Source organism: Spongiivirga citrea, from assembly GCF_010671565.1.
Classification (GTDB): Bacteria; Bacteroidota; Bacteroidia; order Flavobacteriales; family Flavobacteriaceae; genus Spongiivirga; species Spongiivirga citrea.
The window spans coordinates 184,702-206,453 of record NZ_JAABOQ010000002.1 but is presented as its reverse complement, the minus strand read 5'-3'; the positions used below and the strand labels follow the sequence as shown (position 1 = coordinate 206,453).

The window sequence follows — 21,752 nt, the reverse complement described above, 5'->3', positions numbered from 1 at the left end:
ATAAGATCTCTATACTCTAATTTAAATACTAATATCTCCTTAATGCAAGAAAAACAAATAACATATACCACCAGTAACTCCTATTCCACCTTAAATGCACTAGGGCCAAGAACAAAAAACGTCTGGGTTGTATTTCACGGTATTGGCTATTTAAGTCGCTATTTCATGAAATATTTCAAAGATTTGGATGCGGATGAAAACTATATTATCGCACTTCAGGCACCATCGAAATATTATTTAAATGGCGAATACAAACATGTTGGGGCGAGTTGGTTAACAAAAGAAGATACTGCTACAGCACTAAAAAATGTTTTGACATATACTCAGCAAGTTTTCGAGACTGAACAAATTCCTGAAGATGTCAATCTAATTGTATTAGGTTATTCTCAGGGAGTTTCTATTGCCTGCAGATGGATCGTACATAACAAAATCAAATGCGATAAGTTGGTGATATTTGCTGGTAGCATTCCACATGAAATCACGAAAGATGATATGGCGTTTTTGAATGAGAATAATACTAAAGTTCATAGTATTGTTGGTGATAAAGATGAATGGTTAACCGCAAGTCGGCTTAAAACTGAAAAGGAAAAGGGTGATTTACTTTTTGGTGATCGCATTAGCTACACTATTTTTGATGGGAAACATGAACTGAAAAAAGAACTACTTCAAACAGTACTATGAATGCGTTTGAAATTTTAGAAGACGCTGTAGCTAAACTTATTCCTTTAAGTGAACCTCATTTTGCGTTACTTTGGCCAATCGCCAAGCAGCTTGATCTTTATGAATACGGACCGTCTGATATTTCAATACCTGAGAAATTAACGAGCTATTTGGATGCAGCTATTCAACAAAGAGCAATCGGCACATCTATTCCTTTTGTGATAGAGGACAAACGAACAAATGAAATTGTTGGTTGCACACGCTTTGGGCTTATTGATACTGGCAACAAAGTACTTCATATCGGTTGGACATGGATTGCACCAGCAGTTCAAGGCACCGGATTAAATACCCATGTAAAGCACCTGATGTTAAACCATGCGTTTAATCAACTTGAATTTGAAAAAGTAGAATTCCGCATTGACGAACGAAATATTCGATCGCGTAAAGCTGTCCAAAAGTTAGGAGCTCAACTCGAAGGTATTCTTAGAGAGTGTGTCTATGTAAAAAATGGATTTAAACGCAGTTCGTGTTGTTATGGGATCTTGAAAAGTGAATGGAGCGCCAGAAGCTAATCTAACTTCCTTCGCTTACGTTCATTTTTCAGCAATTCTAATTCACGACTAGTTTGCCCAGCAACAGATGTGTTTTCCTCTGCTCGTCTTATTAAGTAAGGCATTACTTCCTTAACCGGACCAAATGGAATTAATTTAATGGTATTATACCCTTCTTGCGCTAGGTTATAGGTAATTTGATCACTCATGCCATATAACTGACCAAACCAAACACTATGGACGTTCTTTTCAATATTCAGTTCTTCCATTAATTGCAAACACAACAATGTACTCTCCTCATTGTGTGTACCTACAAACAATGAAATTTCAGATAGGTTATCTAAAATATAACGCATGCAGCTATTAAAATTCTTATCTGTCGTTGCTTTATCTTTACAAATTGGTGTAGCATACCCTTTTTCCTCGGCTCGATCATTCTCCTTTTCCATATAGGCCCCACGAACAATTTTCATTCCTACAATAAAACCTTCGGCTTGTCCTTTCTGATGTAACTGCTTCATATAGTCCAGCCGATCCCAGCGATAGCATTGTAGGGTATTGTAAATAATACAGCTGTTTTTGTTATAGCGACGCATCATTTCCTCAACCAAATCATCACTCGCATCCTGCATCCAGCTTTCCTCAGCATCAATTAACAAGCCAACATTAGCATTATGAGCTGCTTTACAAATAGCATCTATTCGTTTTTGGGTACGCTCCCATTCTGCCTGTTCTTCTGCAGTCAAATCAACCTTCTCTGTGACTTTCTGCCAGATTTCAAAGCGACCTAGCGCTGTGGGCTTCATAACAGCAAATGGGATTTCCTCCTTATTATTAGCAAAGTCGATCAAAGAGATCTTCTTATTCATCGCTGCATCAAAATCTTCTTCATTTTCTTTTCCTTCAACGGAGTAGTCTAAGATCGTTTGAATGCCTTTGGTATACATTCTATCAATTTTTGGAAGACAGTCAGACTCGTTTACACCACCACAAAAATGGTCAAAAACTGTTGCTCGAATCAAGCCTTCAACTGGCAAATGGGCCTTTAAGGCAAAATTGGTAACTGCAGTTCCTATCTTAACCAGCGGTTCGTTTCCTATTAATTTAAATAAGAAATAGGCACGTTCTAGCTCGCTATCCGATTTTAATGCGAAAGCATTTTTCGTGTTTTCAAAAATGTTTGATGCTATCATTACAGGTGAAAAATATTACAAATATAATTGAATAGGCGCTATTCTATTTCCCATTTTCTGCTTAATTTTCGGCCTTACAAAGCAAGCTATATGCAGCACTTAAAATCGAACAATAGCGACATTTATTTTGGTGAAATTGGTTACCAAAAACTCAATACATTTCTTTCTAAAAATCCATTTTCAATCATTTTTGTTTTAGTTGATGAAAATACACACGAGCACTGTCTGCCTTATTTTCTTAGTCAAATTGAAACAAAAGTTACTATTGAAATTATTGAGATCGAATCAGGCGAAATTCATAAAACTATCGAAACCTGTGCTGGTGTTTGGAATGCGTTATCAGAACTAAATGGGGATCGAAAAAGTCTAATGATTAACCTGGGTGGTGGCGTAATAACTGATATCGGAGGATTTATAGCATCTACTTTTAAACGTGGAATTGAGTTTGTAAATGTGCCTACCACACTATTGTCTATGGTCGACGCATCCGTTGGTGGTAAAACTGGAATTGATCTAGGGAATTTAAAAAACCAAGTTGGAGTATTTAATGAAGGCGAAATGGTGATCGTGGATTCGTACTATCTAAATACTCTAGCAAAAGATCAACTGTTTTCTGGTTATGCCGAAATTTTGAAACACGCTCTAATCACTAGTAATGATGATTGGAAGATGGTTAAAAACATAAAAGAAAAGTCTTTAGAAGCACTTGAAGATATTATTCTTAGATCAGTTACCATTAAAAATGATGTGGTTTTAGAAGATGCTCGTGAAAACGGATTACGTAAAACATTGAATTTTGGTCACACACTGGGTCATGCGATTGAATCTTATTGTTTAACTCATCCTGAGAAACCTATTTTGTTGCATGGCGAGGCCATTGGTATTGGTATGATATTGGCTGGACACTTATCGCACCAGCTATTTGATTTTTCTTTAGATAAACTAAAAGAAATAAAAAAGGAGGTCTTTTCTCTTTATAGTAAAGTAGATTTTTCTGATGAAGATTTAGATAAAATTAATCAACTTTTAATTCACGATAAGAAGAATTCATTCGGAAATATCAATTTTGTATTACTTAGTGATATCGGAAAGCATATTCTCGATGTTTCAGTTAGCAATGATCAAATTACTGAGGCCTTCGCTTTTTATCGAAATTAATTTTTTTGAAGCGCTTTTTTCGCTAACTTTAAATTCAGACTAGTTCGTTATTATTGAAACATTTAACCCCTAAATGTATGCAACGAAAGATAGTAGATTATAAAAAGCTAACACCTGATATTCTTTCAATGCTAGTTGAAAAATATCCTTATGGCTATGATGATGGTCATGTCATTTCATTCAACAATCACAAGAATGAAACCATTGAGGCTGTCGAAGTGCGAACTGAAGACACCATTTACCTTGTCAAAGTAAGTACTACCCTAGCCAAGCATATGGCAAATTTTGATGCCGACGATTATGATGATAAGGACATGAATAATCCAGATGCTGTCATACCATTGCCAGAAGAAGCTCCGGAAGAATAAGGATTGGAGATTTTAGTTTTATGGAGTTAGTATTGGGGTTTTTGACTCTCAGCATAGGAATCCTGACTTCTTTACAAATACCGCTCTTCAATAATCTGACGATGATGCCTACTGTGTCCAACAATCATGAATGCAGCTGCTCTACTCGACATGGGACTACCGCTTGCAGTGCCCATTTGAGATAGCATTTCTTCATCCATATTTTTAAATAATTCAATATTCCCTTTGCGCACGGCGTCAAATTCGGATCGCAAAGAGTCTAAACTACGTTCATTTGCTTTTGAGGGTTGTATATAATCATCCTGCTCAAATCCAGCCAATGATGTCGAATCTTTTCTGGCAAATCGCAAAGCTCGATACGCAAAAACTCGCTCGGTATCCAATAAGTGAACCAGTATTTCTTTAATTGTCCATTTTCCCACTTCGTATCGGTATTCAAGCTTATCAGCTGGCAGCTTATCCATAAACTCTAGCACTTCTCTATGATCGCTCTCTAGACCTGTAACCAACTCAATATTGGTCATTTTGTCGAAATAAGGTTGATAATACGGATTATATTCGCCTTGCTGTACTGCTGCTATATTCATTATAAAGTGGATTATTATCTATTAATACCTCAAAATTAAGTCAAAAAAACTAAGTTTTTCTCATAAAACTACAATCAATAGGTAGGGTTTTTGGCATGCTGTTTGTTCTATATATGTAAGCAATCACTAATTGCAACAAAAGTTTTTTGAAAGCTTGATCTTTTTTGAATGGAATGAAACATAAAGTAAGCGTTCTTCGAATGCCTCTAAAAAGAAACATAACATTCAAGCCCCGGAAGAAATAGTTAGATAAACAACTTTTAACGATAACAAAGTTCAACATGCAAATTTAGATTTGATGTTGAACTTTTTTTTTCTACTATTCGCTTCCACTTCAACAAAAAGGCTGCAAATCGGGTAGAATGAACTTTGTTCTAGCCTCAGCTGAATTGAAAATATCAAAACTATAATGACTATTTATTAGTTCTTTGAAATTATATTGTAAAGCAGGGAATTCTTCTAAAAAGTCGATATAGGTAGTTGATTGAGCTTTTTTCATATGATGATAGACCGCTTGTACCGCAGCATTAGTTAAGGTTTTATGATATTTCTCTTTTGCGCCAGCAAAATCAACAAAGACCTGTAATTGTGTTTCTATATTTTTTAGCGCTTTATCTATACCATACTTAGTAATATGGATATAGGCTAACCTTAAATGAGCACTGTGTGTAAATTCTGCCGGTTTCATTAGGCAATTCTCAAAATACCGCTCAAATTCTAAATCACTCAAACTAAAATGTTGTTCCATTCAATTAGCTTTTGGAATTGGTTTAAAGTTTAGGTCCTGTGTTTGTATTAAAATACTATTCAAAAACTCAGCGTCAGGATCCGTTTTAGGAGTACGATAATTATCATCAACCTCTAACCACAGTGATGTGTTTTCAAACAAGGTGTATTGATAATGTCCTATCACATATTCAATTTCATATTTTGCGGCTAAGTATCGGACCAAACGAATATTTGCTTTGAGTTGAGCATCAGTTAATGGCGTATCATCTGTTCCGCCAACATTTTCGATACCAATAGCACAATGATTTAATCCTATTACATGGCGCGCCATTTTAGTTTCGGGCATTAGGCGATAAATAATTCCATCTCTATCGACCATAAATTGTGAAGAGACATTTAAAGCACCTGCTCCGACAATTTCTGATCTAGAACTAGGCAATAAAGGCTCTTTAAAAGCGGCATAGGATTTTTCAAAAGTTGGTATGGCAGTGTGATGAATAACGATCATTTTTGGAGTGATCGTTGGTGCATCTTGTTTTAAAAGATATCGATCTTTTAAATAGTTAATCGTTAAGGAGTCTCTAAGGTTATCAAAAACAATTGGTTTATCGACTATGCGAGTCGAAACACAAGACATTGTTATTAATAGTAGAAAAATAACCGTGAACAGCAGTTTTATGTGTTTAAACTCATTCATCAATTATAAAAGTACCAAAAATAAAAAAGCTCCCATCCCGAATATCAGGAAAGAAGCTCTTTAGATTTTGTGCTTGTTTGATTGATGATTATTTCTTTATTAAAAAAATATTGATCTAAAACATAAACAACGAAGTTCTCAGCCTAGCCAAGAATAACGTCTGAATATGGAGTTTGCAAAAAGCACCTATCCCGAACGAGCAGGATACAAGCTCTTTTATATTAGATCTACCATAATTTTTAAAGAACGTTTAGTGGACAATCACATATATAAGACTACACTAAATCAAATTTGTTACAGCCTATTTCAAAAAAAAATGTTAAAATTTAAAATCATGGTAGGGTTTTTTACTTTGGCGTTGTTTTATATGCGAATGCCCCAAACATTCATACTTAAATTATAAGTGTTAAAAATTAGAGTCCCAAACTCTTATCAGTAACAACTTAACTTACTATGGTACAACAAAGCCCTGACATATATGTCGGGGCTTTGTTTTTGCTATTATTCAGTTATTCCTTCCTAACTACCAAAAAAGTAAAAGCTACCTCCGATCAAAAAGGTAGCTTTTACACTCAAACTAAAACCTAAGTTAACATTAGCAGGTTAATTGGTTTCTTATTGTATTTTTTCATAAACCACTTTCTTAGTGCTTTCTGAATACTCTACTTCAATTTCTAATCTGTTTTCTTCAGCTTTTACGATGTAAAAATCACCATCAAGTAATTCTAATAAATCTGGTTGAGCGAAATCTAGGACTTCAAACTTTAATTTTCCTGCTTCATCTCTATACACCCTATATGCCCCTTCTGTTTCAACCATATTAGGATTAGTGGCAATCATTTTACCATCCTCAGTAAACTTAAAAGTGTAGATAGTATAGTTTGACTCATCTGTTCCTGGTAAAGAACTATCATCGTAATCAGCAACCATCCATTCACCTTGCACCATAAAACCTCTAATAGCATCTAGATCACCGTCATTGTTATCACCTTCACAATTTCTTTCGAGAATAACATAAGAATCTCCAGCTATAAACTTCACACGCTCTTCATCTAATTCATATAGTTTCCAATCGTTCATTAATTCTTGTAATGGCTCAGCCATATCCCACAAGAAGAACACATCTCTATTAGTACCTCCTTGCGTTGACCAAGAACCAGTTACGGCATCTGTAGAACCTGGAGTTGTCGCAGTAACTGCCTGATCTTCTCCAAAGGTAAAGCTGTAACCCATATATTGAGCAGTAACATCATTCCCATTTAAATTAAAGGCAGCTACTTCCCAGTTACATTCTTTAATTATAGCGTCTAATTCTTCTTCACTAAATTCTCCTTCACCATCATCAACACATCTTCTAGTCATTCTAATACGACTATCTTCATCATATAACTTAATCTTCCCTTCTTCAATTTCGTAAACTAACCACTGATTTGTCAGGATTTCGTTATCTCCCATATCAATTGATAGTAACACACCGCGATCAGTTAATTCTGAAGTCCATGTACCTTCAACAGAAGCTTCATTTGTTATAACACGGGTTGCAACAACACTACCGTCTTCACTAAAGTCTAGCTTATATTCAACGTAATCTGCTGTACGATCTTCACCATTGATTGTTACATCAAACACAACCCAAAAACATTCAACTAAATAGTTATCAAATCTTTCAATACTAAAATCGTCATCATTATAATCATCGTCATCATCTTCATCACACTCGTTACGTGCTACGCGAATCGCTTCTACTAGTTCTTCATTATTAGTAATGGTCACTTCTTCTCCTTCAGAATCAACTAAAACCATTGGGAAATTGAAGCTTACAAACTCATTTTCCTTTAAGTTTTTGAAAAAACGATACAACTGATTATCATTTTGAAAAGTCTCAGTGCCTATTTGTTCATTGTTATCATCAAATACTGAAATAGTAATTGGATATTCAAAATCAATACATTCAATATCATCGTCATCTTCTTCACACTCATCTAACAATCTCTCTAATTGATCTTCATTCTCGATAACCAGCTCAGAGTAATCAGCTAAAATCACAGTAATAGGAAATAAAAAGTCTAGTTCATCTAAATCATCTTCAAATTCATCAAAAATGCGTTCGATGGTTTCTAGATCTTCTTCAGAATCGATAGTGATTTCAATACCTTTAATAACAACCGTTACTGGCAGTTTAATTCCTGTGCAATGATTTCTGTCTAAAATATTATCACCAGAACCATCACGAGTAGCCATATTAAGTACTAAATTGGCTACTTCAGAATTTTGAGTTACTAATTCGCCATTGGTAGGATCTGTTTCTTCTACACTTTCGTTTTGACATGAAGTAAACATGAATAACATGCTTAAAAATAAAAGTGCTAGTTGCTTAATTTGGGATTTCATATGCTTAAAATTTGGTTAATAATGTTATACCCTTTACTACGAAAACAACTCAACTTTCAAAATTCCTACCATGAAACGTACTTTTTTTTATTTTTATCCTGATTAGCTGTATTTATGCCCAAAAAATTACATACGACAGTTTGCGAAGAAAGTGTGTTCGCATCCGTCTTTAAAAAGAACTCCGAGGATTTGTATAAATTCCTATACTATAAGTATGGTGAAAACTTAAATCCAAGCGATAAAGTACAAGAGGCATTCATTAAATTATGGGATAACTGCGCTAAGGTGACGCCGGACAATGCTCGTGGTTTTGTTTTTACCGTTGCCAAACGATTAATGCTAAACAGTATTAAACATGAAAAGATTGTTTTAGAATATCAATTAGAAAAACCAAAAGATTATACGAATGAAAGCCCAGAGTTTTTAATGGAGGAGTCAGAATACCTTAAAAAGTATCAAATGGCACTTGCAAAACTACCTGATGGACAGCGAGAGGCTTTTTTATTAAATAGAGTTGAAGGAAAACGCCATAAAGAAATTGCAGAATTACTAGGTATTTCGGCAAAGGCCGTTGAAAAGCGTATTTATAGTGCATTAAATACCTTAAAAGAAGAAATTAAAGAATTGCGGTAGGAAAAAGGCAAATTGAGTTGTTGTATTAATAGAGACTATTATGAACAGAGAAGAATTAATAAAAAAATGGTTGCGAGACGAGCTTACTGAAAAAGAGCTCGAAGCGTTTAAACAACTTGAGGATTATGACGAGATCGTAAAGGTTTCGAACGCCGCCAAATCGTTTAAAGCGCCATTATATATTGTAGATGATGAACTGAGTAGGGTAAAGCAGCTAATGACTGATCGACCTAAAAAGAAATCATCTATTATTCGTTATTTAGGGTATGCCGCAGCAGCTGTAATTGTTTTCGCTGTTGGATTCTACACGGCTACATCTTCACAATGGGATACAAAGATCTCTACGGAGTTTGCTGAAAAAACAAACGTCACATTACCAGACGACTCAGAAGTCGTATTAAATGCTGCTTCCTCCCTATCCTTTGACACGAAAAAATGGGATCAACAACGTCTATTAGTATTGCATGGTGAAGCTTTTTTTAAGGTAGCTAAAGGAAATAAGTTTGATGTTGAAACAGATAACGGTATCATTTCTGTATTAGGAACACAGTTTAACATAAAATCAAGAGGCGAAGTTTTAGAGGTTACTTGTTTTGAAGGATTAGTAAGTGTCAACAATAATAAAGAAATACTGAAACTAGCAGCTGGCAATACAGTGAGGTTTGTTAATGGTGAGAAGATGAGCGATATCACCAGAAAAATCAAGCCTGATTGGTCAAATAATGTGAGTAGTTTTAAGAGTATTCCGCTTCAAGAGGTATTTGACGAGTTTGAAAGACAGTATGGCCTGACAATAGAGGTTAATGAGGTTGATACCAAGCAATTATTTACTGGTCAATTTGCTCATGATAGTAGGGACATTGCATTAAAGGCGATTACATTGCCTTTTAACCTTACTTATACAATAACTAATAATACGGTTCGTATTACTTCTAGTGATAAGAAGTAAACCATTATTCTCCATTGTTTTATTATTGTTCTTTTTGTGTTCTACCGCTCAGGAAACACAAAAAAAACAATCATTAGTCAGCGTGCTATTCGGTTTAGAAAATACATTTCAAGTAAAGTTTACCTACGCTGATAATGATATAAAAGATCTTAGTGTATATCCTCTTCCGGACGGATTAAACCTTAGGCAATCCATCACCAACTTAGAGTCTCAATTCCCGCTATCTTTTAAAATTCTTAATGAAAATCTTATAGCCGTAACAAGATTGAACACGGTTGTATTCTGCGGTGTTTTAAAAGATAAATACACCAATGAGCTTATTGAAGGCGCCACAGTCCAAGCAAAAAATCAAGCTGTCGTATCAAATACCAATGGCAATTTCGAAATAGAAGTAAATCCAGATATAGAGCGTGTTACCATTCGGTATATTGGTTATAAAACACTCACGTTTTTAGGAAAAGACCTGTTGACGAAACCATGTAAAACAATTGTTCTTATTCCTCAAGTGGAGTCATTGAGCGAAGTAGTGGTGAGTAATTACCTAACCTCGGGAATAAATAAACGCAAAAACGGTTTATTTGAAATTGATTATAATAATTTCGGAATACTACCTGGTCTTATAGAACAAGATGTTTTGCAAACTGTTCAAGCACTTCCTGGTATACAAAGTATCGATGAACGCGTTTCGACTATTAATATTCGTGGAGGCACTAATGATCAGAACTTGATTTTATGGGACGGTATCAAAATGTATCAATCTGGACACTTTTTCGGCTTGATATCTGCTTTAAATCCCAAGATTGCCGCCAAAGTATCTTTGATCAAAAATGGAACTCCTAGTTATTTAACCGATGGTGTCTCTGGTACAATTATTTTGAATTCAGCAAACATAATTAATGACAATTTAAAAGCAGAAGTTGGCTTAAACCTTATTAGCGCTGATGTTTATGCTGATGTTCCCCTTGGACAACGTAGTTCTTTTCAAATAAGTGCACGACGATCGATCAATGATATTTTTGAGACCAACACATATAATCAATTCTTTGATAAAGCTTTTCAAGACACAGAAGTAATCTCTGAGGACCAACCCGTAGACCTTCAAGAGGCCTTTTCATTTGTTGATGTCAACCTTCGGTGGAATTATCAACTATCTGATAAAGATCTGCTTCGACTAAATTTTATAAGTGTCTCTAATAATCTTGTTTTCTTAGAATCCGTATTAACTGATAGTGTTATCGATTCAAGAGAAAGTAGCGCATTGCAAAACAGCTTAGGTGGTGGAATTTTATATCAACGCAAATGGAATGATCAATTTAGTTCTGACATTCAGTTATATGGTACTAATTACCGATTGGAATCCTCTAATGTTGATATTCTGAATGATCAATTATTACTACAGGAGAATAATGTATTAGAAACAGGGGTTCGATTTAACAATACCATTAAATTAAGCGATCAACTAAAAATAAATCCAGGATATCAATTTGTTGAAACTGGTATTGAGAACGTAACAGATGTTAATAATCCTATTTTCAGAAGGGCTATTAAGGAAGTTATTGTAACACACGCTGCTTTTTCTGATATTGACTATTATCCAACAGAAGGCACCTACTTTGGTGGTGGACTTAGAGTGAGTTATATTCAAAAGTTTGATGAAGCAATAGTCGAACCTAGAATACGCCTAAATCAAAACATCACTGATAATATTTCCATTAATCTTTTAGGAGAATTAAAGCATCAGACCACCACCCAAATTGTCAATTTTCAAAATGACTTTTTAGGAATCGAAAATCGTCGTTGGGTACTATCAAATGAAAATACTATTCCAATTATAAAAAGCCAACAACTTTCATTTGGGATAGATTACAAACCAAAAGATTGGTTGTTAAGTGCAGAAGGTTACTATAAAAAAGTAACAGGCATTAATGCCAAGAGTCAGAGCTTTTTAAACCAATACCAATTTCAAGATGCAATCGGCTCCTACGAAATTACTGGGGCTGATTTTTTAATTAATATGCAGCAAGAGCGCTTAAGCACTTGGTTAAGTTATAGCATTGCCAAAAACGATTATACATTTGAGACACTCCAAGCTGAGGCTTTTCCAAGTAATTTTGACATTCGCCATACTATAAATCTAGCAGGTGCGTATGAGTACAAGAACTTTAAAATATCAGCTGGTATGAATTGGCATTCGGGCCGACCTACTACCCTATTAGCAAGTCAAAATATAAATGAAAATAACGAGTTAGATTATCATGGTGCAAATACTGCTTTAATTGATGATTACTTGCGCTTCGATCTTTCGGCTACCTATGATTTTGAAGTTAATGACCAGGTAAGAATACATACTGGTGCCTCACTCTGGAACATTATTAATAGTGAAAACATCGTCGATCAGTACTATCGTGCTACAAACGGACGGATTAATGAAATTCAAGAGCAAGCGTTAAACAGAACACCAAATTTTACTGTTCGCGTAGAGTTTTAGAACAATGTCAGTTCGAGTGTTTTTTGATTTGAACGGTAGTGAAAAGTAAAAAATGTATCGAGAACCTTTAGGCTAGACCAAAGTTCTCGATACATTTTCAATTTCCTTATCAGTCATCGAAAACACTCGAACTGACATTTGGTAGTTTTTAAGTTACTTCGGATCCAAAAGTTGATCAATTCTCGCAACCATGTCATCATAGTGGTACCGCGTAACAGTATCTTGAGCACCTCCTCGTGCATTTCGTAATCGAGTTCTTAAGGATTTTAATTCACCTCTAACAAGCGCTCGGACATCGCTTGTATTTACATTATAAACCATCCGACTTCTGAAACTAGGACGCATATCTTCCGTCATCAGGTATTCCATCCTGTCTATATAGCTTCGTTGTAGGTTTCTTCTAAAAATATCAACTTTTCTGCCAGAACGGACTTCTTTAAACAACCCGTTTCGTAAATCTCGCAACATATTCAACGCCGAATAATACTCCGTATTTACCGTTTCTGCATCGATCAAACGACCTATTCTATCAAAACTTAATAATCCATTTAGGTGTCGTGATTGCAATCGACGAAGTCTTTCGAAATATCCTGCGTGGTCGATATTTTGCAAAATGTCTTTATCTACCAACCACTTCGGCGTTTCAAATGCATTTGCTTGCAACCATAACATCGATAATTTTTGTGTGTTTTTATCTACATGCTTATAGACTGTGCCTGCTTGGTTTGGTGCCTTCAAATCTTCTTTTACTCCACCAACATTGGTAACCACATGTCCCACATAACGGCTCCAGACACCCAACATTTCTCCGTATAATTCCCCAAGATCATCATAATTATTGGTTACATCACTTGTCCATTTCGGTAAATTGGTTGCAACATATTTCAAGTTTTTCAATCCATATTCACTTGCCTTCATAGGGTCATTTCCTATACACTCCGTTTGCGATTGGGGGTCAAACCTACTTGACTGTCTTCCGAATTTAAACTGAGGATCTGCTCCTTTTTCCTCAATCCATTTGGTCAAAGTATTTTTCTCTGCATCAGGCGAGTTGGCATCTAAATATCGGTATCCCCAATTGGTTGCATAATGATCATAAGGCCCTATTTGTCGTATAAAACGGATGTTTTCGTCTCCAGGTTGAGCGATATAATTGTAACGTGCGTAGTCCATAATACTGGCTGCAATCCCATTTTTCTGGGTGAATGCCCCATCGCGATACGACTCTACATCATAAGCATAACTAGCCGCCATATTATGCGGAAATCCTAGCGCGTGGCCTACTTCGTGAGCAATAACCATACGCATCATCTCTCCTATTTCCTCATCTGGTGTGTTTAGTGTTCTAGCGCTTGGATTTGCTGCCGCTGTCTCTAATAAATATCTATTTCGGTAACTTCTAAGGTGATTGTGATACCAAATGATATCACTTTCAATAATTTCTCCAGAACGCGGATCGGAAACACTAGGTCCAACGGCATTTCGTGTGGTACTCGCCACATAACGAACTACAGAATACCGAATATCTTCTGGACTAAACTCAGGGTCTTCCTCTTTAGTTGGGGGATCTTTGGCCAAAATGGCATTTTTAAAACCAGCAGTTTCAAATGTTTGTTGCCAATCTTCAATTCCCTGCTTAATATATTTGCGCAGATTTTCAGGAGTTCCTGGATCTAGATAATAAACTATTGGTTTAATGGGCTCTACCAATTCACCACGCATATAGGCATCTTTATCCTTAGGTTCCAACCTCCAACGACGAAGGTATGTTTTTCTATCGGCTTTTAATTCCTCTGAACCATAGTCATACTGACTGGTTGTAAACCAACCCACTCTAGGGTCGAATAATCTTGGTTGCATTGGTTCCTCTGGTAAAAGAATCATCGACTGATTCATCTGTAAACTTATAGAACCTGTACTTCTATTGCTTGGAGGTGTATTTGCATTATATGTAAAATCCTGAACGACCTCAATATTCTCAGGATAACTACTCATTCGGTTGATAAAACTTCTGTCCTTATCTAGATTTCGCACTTTGTATTGGGTTCTCCAAGCCGAAGGCATACCACTAATAGCCTTCACATCTGTTCCGTAAAACTTAGTTACATCAACAACGACTGCAGACGAATCTTTACTCAAAGCTTTGATGTCAAATGCAAATAAGGTAGGCTCGTAATTATTCGCTTGTACAGAAACATTAATAGCCAATGAATCGGCCGCTACTGAATTGTAGGACTTTAGCTTTAGTAGTATTTTATTTTGAAAACGAACCCAATGCACCACTTGCTCATTGGTTTTAGATCCTGCATTTACGTAGCCTCCGCCAAGTCCTGCAGGTACTTTAGCAATTCTACTAACCAACAACATATCTTTTTCTAAAAGATCATTTTTAATTTCGAAAAAGTAAGTCTGATCTATCTTATGAACTTTGAATAAACCCTCATCAGTCTTAGCATCTTTAGTAATAACCTGACTGTAGGGTTTTATCCCATTTTTCTTTTTAGGCGGGGGGGCTGGTTGCTCTGTTTTATTCTTATTTTTTTTCTTTTTGCGCTGAGCGTCAATAGAGGTATTTGCGCATAGAAGAGCCGCAAATAACAAAACGGATAGTTTTTTCATTAGTGGATTGGTTTATAAACTAAAAATAGAATTTTAGATAGGTTTACCAATGCCTTCCAATGGATATTAACTTTTATTTAAGGAGTATTTTGAGGTTAGACTACGGAAGCCACTTCTTCTCGAAGTCCGGCTTACGTTTTTCAAGGAAAGCATCTCGACCTTCTTTAGCTTCATCTGTCATATATGCAAGACGAGTTGCCTCGCCAGCAAAAACCTGTTGGCCGACCATACCATCATCAGTAAGATTCATCGCGAACTTAAGCATCTTAATAGAAGTTGGTGATTTAGCCAATACCTCTTGAGCCCACTCATAAGCTGTATCTTCCAACTCATCATGAGGTACAACAGCATTGACCATTCCCATTTCAAAAGCCTCTTGTGCCGAATAATTTCTTCCTAAAAAGAAAATCTCTCTTGCTTTTTTCTGTCCCACCATTTTTGCTAAATACGCAGAACCATATCCACCATCAAAACTTGTAACATCGGCATCTGTTTGTTTGAATATGGCGTGTTCTTTAGATGCTAAAGTCATATCACAAACAACATGCAAACTGTGACCACCGCCAACAGCCCATCCTGGCACTACACAAATAACAGCTTTTGGCATAAAACGGATCATTCGCTGCACTTCAAGAATGTTTAAACGATGATATCCATCTTCACCAACATATCCTTGATGTCCACGTGCTTTTTGATCACCTCCACTACAAAAACTATAAACACCATCTTTCGAAGAAGGTCCTTCGGAAGATAATAGAACAACTCCAATTGAAGTATCTTCTTGCGCATCATAAAACGCGTCAATCAGTTCAGAAGTAGTTTTAGGACGGAATGCATTACGAACATCGGGTCGGTTAAAAGCGATACGGGCCACTCCGTTGCTCTTTTTATAGGTGATGTCAGTATATTCTTTGGCCGTAATCCAATTCGCTTTGGTCATAGCTAGTGGTTTATAAAGTTAATCGAACGACTGATTCAATTTTAATCGCAATTTGCGCTTGTAATCTTCTTGTAACCAGTCCTTATAATTTTTTGTATTAGATGTAATTAAATAAGAAAAACAACGTACACGATATGCGATATCATCGTTTAGAAGTCGGGCTAAAATCCGAGCATCAAATACATCTTCACTATTCTCTACACATATTTTGGCATGCTGTTCGATGCTTCTATCAAGTACTTCCTTAGCCTTTAATCCTTCAGATAGTACCTGATCATATTCCAGCTCGATGTCAAACGAAACTTCTTCACTCTTGGCAAATTCTTCCCTGACATCTGGTGGCATGACATATTTAAAATTGCGCTCGATCTCATCATCACTAATCAAATTCTCATAGTAGAAATCCGGTGCTCTAAAAATATGTTGCCAATCAACAGGTGCACTCCATAATCCGAATCGAGCCGCATTATTACCCAGATCAAGTACCGTAAATTCAGATTTATCTTTTAAAATTCGGGATCCCCGACCAATCATTTGGAAGTATAGGGTAATTGACTTAGTTGCTCGATTTAGAATAATACTCTCAACAGTTGGTTCATCAAAACCCGTCGTCAAAATACTAACTGAAGTTAAAATGGCATCTGGCTTTTCTCGAAACCATTTTAAGATATCCTCTCGTTCCTGTCGGCTGCAGGTATTGTCAAGATGACGAATTTCGTAACCGTAATGTTTAAAAAGCTCGTATACATATTTACTCGTGATAATACCATTGTTAAAGATAAGTGTCTTTTTTCCTTTTGAGCGCTCTTCATATGCCTTCAGCAGTTTTTCCTGCATGGTCATATTTGTATAAAGATCTTCAGAAGATTTTACGGTATAATCTCCGTTCATTCCGATTTTCAACGTACCCAAACCTACGTCATAACTATAGGTGTTTGCCTTGGCAAGAAATCCTTTGTCTATTAAGGACGTAATAGTATCGCCAACAATAAGCTCACGATACATATCCTTCATAGGAAGTTTAATGTTCGAACTTAAAGGCGTTGCCGTAACACCTAAAATGAAGCAGGGCTGGAAAAACTTGAATAACTTTCTAAATGAATTGTAATGCGCCTCATCAATAATCACCATTCCAATATCATGCAAATCGAGCAATCCGTCATTAAGGCGATTATTCAAGGTCTCTACCATGGCAACAAAGCACATGTATTGATCTTGATCATCCAGCTCTTTCACAGCACTGTTGACAATCTTATTGGTCACACCAAACTCCTCAAGCATAGCCGAGGTTTGCTTGCACAATTCAATACGATGCGTTAAGACAACTACTTTTTTCTCTTTGAGTTTAATGTATCTACGCACCATCTCTGAGAAAATAACTGTTTTTCCTCCCCCAGTAGGAAGTTGATAAAGCAAATTGTAGTCACTTGGCTTGGTATCAAGACGCTCAAAAATTGCATTGATATCCCTCTCCTGATAGTCGTAAAGTACTTTTGTAGATGTTTTTTCTGCTAATAAGCGTGATGTTGAACTCAATGCGGCTTTTTTAAAATCGCACAAATTTACGCACAATTAAAGGTTATAGCTAAAAGTTAACTGATGATTATGATAAATATTATTAACAAGAAATTGGAATAAGCAGATAAAATATTTTTCAAAATGGAAATAGAAGCGTTTAAACCAGTTACACAAAATATTATAAAAACATTTAATCTAATGACAATTTATGTTTAGGTTTACTTCTTTGAGTTTGTTCCAAATCTGATGACTTTCTTCTTGAGGAGACAAATAGAACCATACGAGATATTTATTCTCTGTAAGACAGTATTCTGTTTTGATATCAGTATTTAAGATGATTAATTCCTTTTTAAAAAACTCATCATACACTTGAATGGAACCTGTGAATGTATTTTCTGTTATTTGCTCTAAAGAGGTCTTGGTTTCAGGAATTTCTTTAAAAAAACTAAAATTTGTAATTGCTCCAGCCCCCATTAAACCATCAAAATATTCATTAACGATACTTTCCAGTTTAGACGAATTCAAATTAGGATTTTCCTCTATCATCCATAGAAAAACATATGAGAAATATTCTTGGTTATCTTTTTCACCCCAGCCAGGCGCAAACCGAATGTGCTCCTCCCCTTCATATTCTATATCACTCGCAAAAATCAAAGGAAACTCTAAAACTTCGCTGCGCCAATCATTTTCTGCTTGAAGAACATTAGCAATGTCGTTATGTAATCTAAAAAACAAATATCCACCACCTATTAGTAATATGGCTACTAAGATCAATAATAGTTTAAGTAGTTTCTTCAGCATTAATTAGTTTTTCAATCTCGATAAAAACTAGTTTTAGTTATGGAATGCCTGATTATGTGTTAAAGCAACACCGCAAACAGAACATGCGCCAGCCGCTCCTGCTCCCCCCTTATCATGCCCGTTTGGACAGGTATAATGAAAAATACCTTTTGCATTTTTAGGAGATTCGTTACTTATTGATGGCAAAGGTACTGATGATGGACTTTCTATCTTCGGAGCGGTATTATCGGCATCTTTATTATGAAATGCTTGATTGTGTGTTAATTCTGATCCACACACTTTACAACTTCCAGGAGCATCGCCACCTTTAGAGCCACAACCTTTTGAACAAATGTAATGTGCCAGGGTAGATGAGCTTTCAAGTGTCTCCTCAGTTGAAATGTCGGTTTCGGCAAGCTTTACCGTTTTTGAAGCCTTATTATCGCAGGATGTAAAGACAAGTGCAGCTATAAAAAATGGGATTACTAGTTTCATTTTAAGCATATTTTTCAAGCAATTTAGTCTGTTCTTCAATCGAATCTTTAAATTCACTTTTTAGACGACTTATTAATTCCTCCGTAGGAAGAGAATCGGTAATAGATGTTACCCCTTGACCTGCTGACCATAGCGTTTTCCATGCTTTCGCCTCGCTATCAAGTTCTTTTCCAAAATCAACCTTTTTAGTGGCTCTTAATTGCTCTTCGGTTATTCCCATTGCATTTAAGCTAGGGCCTAAAAAGTTTGCAGCTACACCAGAAATGGCAGCTGTATAAACAATATCACTTGCACCAGCATCAATAATCATCTTACGATAATCTTCTGGTGCTTTACTTTCTTTTGTGTTGATAAAACGAGTTCCCATATAAGCTAGATCCGCTCCCATTTGCATTGCTGATGCGATATCGCGACCAGTACTAATACAACCAGATAGTAAAATTGTTTTGTCGAAGAACTTCCTCACCTCTGCAACCAATGACATTGGATTGATAGTTCCTGCATGCCCTCCTGCTCCTGCAGCTACAAGGATAAGACCATCTACTCCTGCTCCAGCAGCTTTTTCTGCATGGCGTTTTTTAATTACATCATGAAATACTAATCCACCATAACTATGAACTGCATCTACTAATTGAGAAACCGCACCAAGTGAGGTAATAATAAGAGGTACTTTATGTTTAATACAGATTTGTAAATCGGCCATTAGACGCGGATTCGTGTCGTGAACAATGAGATTCACACCAAAAGGTGCTGCCTTCTTTCCAGTCTCCTTCTCAAACTGCTCTAAAGCTGTTTTAATTTCGATTACCCATTCTTCGAAACCTTCAGTAGTACGTTGATTTAATGCTGGAAATGTTCCTACAATTCCATTTTTACAACATTCGATAACCAATTGTGGTCCTGAAATTAAGAACATGGGTGCTGCCATTGCTGGTAATGCTAAGGAATCTATAAAAGGTGCTTTACTCATCTTGTTTTTTTATGTGAACGCAATTTAATTTAATTATTACTCTTAATAAAATCTGATAATAAGGCTGCCAGTTCTTCACCTTCATCTTCCTGAATAAAATGACCAGCATTTTCTATTAGTTTATGCGATTGTCCTTTCGCACCAGGCACTTTAGATTGAAAAAATAAATCTCCATTCTTCATGATGTCATCAGAATCACCAAACAATGTTAAAAATGGTTTATCCCAAGCAGACAGAACCTTCCAGGCGGCATCGCAATTGGGAATTTCGTTATGAGCATCTTCATCATCAAAAGGCACCAGAGCAGGAAATATCTTTGCGCCATCTTTGAAGCTGTCATCAGGAAAAGGAGCATTATAAGCCTTAAGAACATCCCCATTCAAAGTACTGACCGTACCCATTTGAAGTATACCTGCACAATCAAAAAATCGAGAATTCTGCGAAAAATCACGCCAACGAATAAAGGCTGGACTTGCCTTTATTCCACTATGTGGTAAAAAAGTATTTGATACAGTGATCGAGCTAAACATATCAGGATTGTTGGCTGCACTTCGCAATCCTAAAAGTCCACCCCAATCTTGACAAAATAAATGTACATCCCTTAAACTAAGATGCGCTAATAGTGCTGTAAGCCAACCTAAGTGACTTTTGAATGTGTAATTTTCTTTACCAACAATTTTGCTGGATTTACCAAAACCCACAAGATCCGGTGCTATACATCTAAATCCATTTCCGGCTAGAATAGGAATCATTTTTCGATACAAGTATGACCAACTTGGTTCACCATGTAGCAATAAAATGATCGGTCCGTCACCTTCATCAACATAATGCATCTTTATACCCTCCTGCACTTCATGATAATTGGCTGAAAAAGGATAATCTTTTAAATTCTCGAAATATGAATCAGGTGTGTTTATAATCTTCATAGCTTATTAGTTTACCAATACCACATACCCTTTACTTGGGTCTACCTTCCCTTGAAGGATATCGAGATACAATTTTTTTATTCCAGCCTCAAAATTGACAAACTCCAAATGCATCCAATTTTGTGCTAGTTCAGTAAACTTTTCTTGTGCATCATTGATTAGTTGATTGGCCTTATCCGGTCCAATTTTAGTAAACAGTTTGGTAGCATAATCTGGAGCAAAGAAGAACTTTGAATTAGGAACTTTTTTCATGTCCCCAGCCGATTTCCAATCTGCAAGACCTATTAAAGAAGTGAATTTTAAACTAGTCTTTAACTGATCACTGATTCTTAAAAGCAACTCAATATTCCCTCCTAAATCGACCATTGTGGTTTTTAAATCAGGGATATCTGGTATATCATCATATGAAATTACTTGATCGTAAAATCCTGTTTCTTGAAGAAACTGCTTGTTTTTAGCAGATGTTAATCCGATAATCTTTTTACCATGCTTCTCTTTATTTAAAAATAACATATAAGCAATGCCTAATGCAGTTTTTGATGAGGCGCTGGTTAAAAGAATTTGATCTGCGTCAAAGAAGTTTTCTTCTTCTAAAAAACCATAATTCAAAAAAGCCGTTGTAAATAATGGCTTTATGATAGAATAATATCCTTTTTGCACATCAGAAAACGATTCGGGTTTCTTTGCATAAAAATTGTAAATGGGTGGCAGTGGTTTTCTATGTGTAGTTCCATCTACAAACCCAAATGGTTTTATATTCTCGGGATTTACCTTTAAATAGCAACTCATTGGCCAATAACCATAATACTCCTCGCCAACTTTTATAGCTTCATTATTGGACTTAATAACTTTTGCATAGCCCCAACATGGGATAATCCCGTTTGGCTCATCCGCTTGAAAAAAATTCCAGTAACCAATCGTTTCACCAACAACGGCATAGGTAATATTATTACTAGTGAAAGAAAATCGCTCTATTTCAAACAATACTTCTTTATCTTCTAATACAGGCTTTTCTAAATGAAATACGTTGCCTTCAAAAAGGTCAGTTTTATTTACTAAAAAAGTTTGGTTGGGCATCATTTGGTTTGAATGAATGATAT

At 35.9% G+C, this 21,752-nt stretch carries 20 protein-coding genes; 7 read left to right on the top strand and 13 right to left on the bottom strand.

Going from position 1 to position 21,752, the window contains the following annotated elements; all coding sequences use genetic code 11:
• Positions 1–42: 42 nt before the first annotated feature.
• Positions 43–681, top strand: a complete 639-nt coding sequence (locus GWK10_RS04550) for an alpha/beta hydrolase (RefSeq protein ID WP_164029740.1) — start codon at positions 43–45, stop codon at positions 679–681.
• Complete coding sequence (locus GWK10_RS04545; protein ID WP_164029739.1) at positions 678–1,232, top strand: GNAT family N-acetyltransferase; 555 nt, start codon at positions 678–680, stop codon at positions 1,230–1,232. The genes GWK10_RS04550 and GWK10_RS04545 overlap by 4 nt, the downstream gene beginning before the upstream one ends.
• On the opposite strand, the gene GWK10_RS04540 is transcribed toward GWK10_RS04545, so the two are convergent.
• Positions 1,229–2,404: a proline dehydrogenase family protein gene (locus tag GWK10_RS04540; protein ID WP_164029738.1), complete on the bottom strand. Its 1,176-nt coding sequence runs from the start codon at positions 2,402–2,404 to the stop codon at positions 1,229–1,231. The genes GWK10_RS04545 and GWK10_RS04540 overlap by 4 nt on opposite strands.
• Before the next feature lie 90 nt (positions 2,405–2,494).
• Between GWK10_RS04540 and aroB the strand changes: the two genes are divergently transcribed.
• Positions 2,495–3,562: a 3-dehydroquinate synthase gene (aroB, locus tag GWK10_RS04535; protein WP_164029737.1), complete on the top strand. Its 1,068-nt coding sequence runs from the start codon at positions 2,495–2,497 to the stop codon at positions 3,560–3,562.
• Between the two features lie 77 nt (positions 3,563–3,639).
• Entirely contained in the window at positions 3,640–3,930 is a 291-nt protein-coding gene (locus tag GWK10_RS04530) for a hypothetical protein (RefSeq protein WP_164029736.1), read from the top strand.
• A 71-nt stretch (positions 3,931–4,001) separates the two neighbouring features.
• Here GWK10_RS04530 and GWK10_RS04525 read toward each other — a convergent pair whose 3' ends face one another.
• From GWK10_RS04525 to GWK10_RS04510, 4 genes are all read right to left on the bottom strand, one after another.
• On the bottom strand, positions 4,002–4,517 hold the full coding sequence (locus GWK10_RS04525) for a DinB family protein (RefSeq protein WP_164029735.1): 516 nt from the start codon (positions 4,515–4,517) through the stop codon (positions 4,002–4,004).
• 334 nt (positions 4,518–4,851) lie between these two features.
• Positions 4,852–5,265, bottom strand: a complete 414-nt coding sequence (locus GWK10_RS04520; protein ID WP_164029734.1) for a hypothetical protein — start codon at positions 5,263–5,265, stop codon at positions 4,852–4,854.
• Complete coding sequence (locus tag GWK10_RS04515) at positions 5,266–5,883, bottom strand: peptidoglycan recognition protein family protein (protein WP_239540699.1); 618 nt, start codon at positions 5,881–5,883, stop codon at positions 5,266–5,268.
• Between the two features lie 675 nt (positions 5,884–6,558).
• Positions 6,559–8,334, bottom strand: coding sequence for a hypothetical protein (locus GWK10_RS04510; RefSeq protein ID WP_164029732.1), 1,776 nt, complete (start codon positions 8,332–8,334; stop codon positions 6,559–6,561).
• 114 nt (positions 8,335–8,448) lie between these two features.
• On the opposite strand from GWK10_RS04510, the gene GWK10_RS04505 reads away from it, so the two are divergent.
• Genes GWK10_RS04505 through GWK10_RS04495 form a run of 3 tightly spaced genes read left to right on the top strand, consistent with a single transcriptional unit; the run spans position 8,449 to position 12,404 of the window.
• Positions 8,449–8,967: an RNA polymerase sigma factor gene (locus tag GWK10_RS04505; protein ID WP_164029731.1), complete on the top strand. Its 519-nt coding sequence runs from the start codon at positions 8,449–8,451 to the stop codon at positions 8,965–8,967.
• Positions 8,968–9,007: 40 nt separating this feature from the next.
• Positions 9,008–9,916, top strand: coding sequence for a FecR family protein (locus GWK10_RS04500; RefSeq protein WP_164029730.1), 909 nt, complete (start codon positions 9,008–9,010; stop codon positions 9,914–9,916).
• Positions 9,903–12,404, top strand: a complete 2,502-nt coding sequence (locus GWK10_RS04495; RefSeq protein WP_164029729.1) for a TonB-dependent receptor plug domain-containing protein — start codon at positions 9,903–9,905, stop codon at positions 12,402–12,404. The genes GWK10_RS04500 and GWK10_RS04495 overlap by 14 nt, the downstream gene beginning before the upstream one ends.
• Before the next feature lie 153 nt (positions 12,405–12,557).
• On the opposite strand, the gene GWK10_RS04490 is transcribed toward GWK10_RS04495, so the two are convergent.
• The 8 genes from GWK10_RS04490 to GWK10_RS04455 all read right to left on the bottom strand — a co-directional run bounded on the left by GWK10_RS04490 (position 12,558) and on the right by GWK10_RS04455 (position 21,732).
• Positions 12,558–15,023 (bottom strand): zinc-dependent metalloprotease, encoded by a 2,466-nt coding sequence (locus GWK10_RS04490; protein ID WP_164029728.1) that lies wholly within the window; start codon positions 15,021–15,023, stop codon positions 12,558–12,560.
• A 100-nt stretch (positions 15,024–15,123) separates the two neighbouring features.
• Complete coding sequence (locus GWK10_RS04485; protein ID WP_164029727.1) at positions 15,124–15,963, bottom strand: 1,4-dihydroxy-2-naphthoyl-CoA synthase; 840 nt, start codon at positions 15,961–15,963, stop codon at positions 15,124–15,126.
• Between the two features lie 18 nt (positions 15,964–15,981).
• A complete protein-coding gene (locus GWK10_RS04480; protein ID WP_164029726.1) occupies positions 15,982–17,499 on the bottom strand; it encodes a DEAD/DEAH box helicase in 1,518 nt (505 codons plus the stop codon).
• Positions 17,500–17,676: 177 nt separating this feature from the next.
• Entirely contained in the window at positions 17,677–18,282 is a 606-nt protein-coding gene (locus tag GWK10_RS04475) for a hypothetical protein (RefSeq protein WP_164029725.1), read from the bottom strand.
• 33 nt (positions 18,283–18,315) lie between these two features.
• Positions 18,316–18,756 (bottom strand): heavy metal-binding domain-containing protein, encoded by a 441-nt coding sequence (locus GWK10_RS04470; RefSeq protein WP_164029724.1) that lies wholly within the window; start codon positions 18,754–18,756, stop codon positions 18,316–18,318.
• A gap of 1 nt (position 18,757) precedes the next feature.
• Positions 18,758–19,726, bottom strand: coding sequence for an NAD(P)H-dependent flavin oxidoreductase (locus tag GWK10_RS04465; protein ID WP_164029723.1), 969 nt, complete (start codon positions 19,724–19,726; stop codon positions 18,758–18,760).
• 29 nt (positions 19,727–19,755) lie between these two features.
• The gene (locus tag GWK10_RS04460) at positions 19,756–20,652 is read right to left on the bottom strand and encodes a haloalkane dehalogenase (RefSeq protein ID WP_164029722.1); all 897 of its coding nucleotides are present in this window, start codon (positions 20,650–20,652) and stop codon (positions 19,756–19,758) included.
• A gap of 6 nt (positions 20,653–20,658) precedes the next feature.
• Positions 20,659–21,732 (bottom strand): DUF2855 family protein, encoded by a 1,074-nt coding sequence (locus GWK10_RS04455; RefSeq protein ID WP_164029721.1) that lies wholly within the window; start codon positions 21,730–21,732, stop codon positions 20,659–20,661.
• Between the last annotated feature and the right edge of the window lie 20 nt (positions 21,733–21,752).